Genomic DNA, 2,404 nt, shown 5'->3' on the forward strand with positions numbered 1-2,404 from the left:
CCTTAAGTACGGTATTCTTAAGGATACAAGAACAGGTCACGGCGAGTATGTAGTCGTAGACTCAAACGGTAAAGTAGTCAAAGGCACAAAGATTCTTAAGGACGGAGAGGGCAACTGGATAGTAGTTTCAAACTCAAAGTTCGTAGCAAGAGTAAGTGATAGTGACAGACCGAGAAAGAAGAACGGAAGATTCTATCACTACGATTCAAGTGCTGACAGACATGACAGATGGGGAGCTGAAATCACATATGCCACAGACGGATTGAACAACCTGGACAGTGATTTTGTTCTCTTTGACAGATAGTTAGAGGAGAGATATGAAGAAAAATAATTTAATAAGGAAAGCTAAGCAAACGACTGCCGGCTTATTGGCGAGTGCAATGATCCTGACGGGTGCACCGCTTGGCAATATGACGGTACAGGCGGCGGGACTGTTACCCAATGATGAAATAAAAAAGGGACAGAATAATAAGTATGTTTCTACTGCGGGTAACTTTGTTTATGGTTCATCGGATTCCACAGCGTTTGTTTTTGGACCGTCATCAGGTCACCAAGGAACAAACGGTGGTGCAACAGATACTTATACTTTTAACTTTGCAGGTATTACTGATGCAAGTTCCAGAGAAAATGTTTCACGCGGATACTATGATAATAATGATGTAGGGTCTAATGCTACAACAGCATCCGGACAGCCTACAATAAAATCTGCATATTCAGGAAACTGGTGGCATGGATACTATGCTTTTGGTAAGCCGTATCGTATAGGTACTGATGTACAGAATAAAACCGGTGGTTCACCATATGAAGCCACATCCCCATTAGACCCGATAGTAAGAACTTGGGATAATGTTAGTAGTGGAAGCACAAATGATGATCCTAATAATCCTTTATTTACAGCTGGAGGAAAAATAAAGGGATTACATGGTAACGGCACATACTATAATGGTCAGGTTCTACCATTAGATAATGGGCAAAGTGGAGCTGCCAGACAAGAAGTTCAGCTTCGTCAGGAAGTAAAGCCTTCAGATGATGATCAGTATATAGTTGTTCAATACACTGCATACAATCCGGGTTCAAGTACAGTAGACTTTATGGTGGGTAATGAGACTGATACAATGATAACAACTCAGGATGATGTTCCTATATTTGTTACACCACATGAAGCAGGTGGAGATTTTGAGGGAGTTCACTTTCAAAACTCTAGAGGTGGACAGTATGGTCTTACAATATTCGATATCTACACATCAGGTAAGGGTGCCGGAATTACAAAAAGAGCAACTAATGATCCTTCGGAGAATCGTGTGTGGGTAGGTAGCTGGTCGACAACTCCAAGAACTGACGGCGTAAATCCGGTCAATCCATTGACTCATACCGCATGGGTATTTTCGCAGAGTAGATCAGGATTTGTAAATCCCGGAGATTCAGCAGGTGCTTTTTCAACCTACTTTAACTTGCTTCCGGGAGAGACAAAGGTTGCTACATTTATACTTTCAATTAAGCCATCAGTTTACTATGTAAATAATGGTGCTGACGGTAGCGCTACTTCAGCAGGTACACCGGGATTCATGGGTAATCCTGTAGGAAGTATCGCTGATGCTGTAGCAAAGATTAGGGCAAATGGTGCCAAGAAGGCATATATTTACCTTCAGTCGGATACTACTATGAATGGTACAGTGACTATTCCGGCAGGTACCGATATTACTATTCAAACCGCAGACTTTTCTGCATTACCGGCAGGTCAGAACTATGGTGTGGGTTATAATCACAATAATACACCTCCTATAAAAACAGACGGGCCGGCGACCATAAAGAGGGCTAATAACTTTACAGGCCCGCTCTTTAAGGTGGAGAATGCAGGTTCTGCACTTAGTTTCCGTGATGTTACTGTAGACGGTAATAAGGCTTATTTCGCACAGACAACCGTGCCAACAAAGCCTACTGCACCTATTATAGAAGCAAGTGCAGGTACGGTATCATTAAAGGCGGGTTCTACATTTACAAATGCATATGTTGATGATGCGGCTGTAGGCAGCAATACACCATCTGTAATAGAGGTTAAAGATACAGCTGTTCTTGATTTGAACTCTCCGGGTGGTGTAGCCACAGTTACAGGAAACGAATCTATTAAGAACGGTCCTGCTATTAAGATTTCATCAAGTGAAAATCCAAGGCTTAACGGTAATGTAAATATTACAAATAACAGTGTGCTGGTAGATGACCCGGCAAATACTAAAGCTTCAAATGTGACTCTTGGTAAAAAGCCGTTTTTGGTAAAGAAGAACAATGAAGTGGATTCGGCAACAACTATTGGTGTTACATTAAGTGAAAACCTTCCTACAGCTACAGGAATGGGAACAGCACTTATCGACTTTGAAGAAAGACCTACTACAGGCTTGGCAAATTA

2 pseudogenes are annotated in these 2,404 nt (G+C 41.8%); both read left to right on the top strand.

Going from position 1 to position 2,404, the window contains the following annotated elements:
* Nucleotides 1–304, top strand: a pseudogene (locus HMPREF1140_RS01865) (N-acetylmuramoyl-L-alanine amidase family protein); the annotation flags it as partial.
* 13 nt (nucleotides 305–317) lie between these two features.
* Nucleotides 318–2,404: pseudogene (locus HMPREF1140_RS01870) on the top strand (N-acetylmuramoyl-L-alanine amidase family protein); the annotation flags it as partial.

Source organism: Lachnoanaerobaculum sp. ICM7 (genome assembly GCF_000287675.1).
Taxonomy (GTDB): Bacteria; Bacillota; Clostridia; order Lachnospirales; family Lachnospiraceae; genus Lachnoanaerobaculum.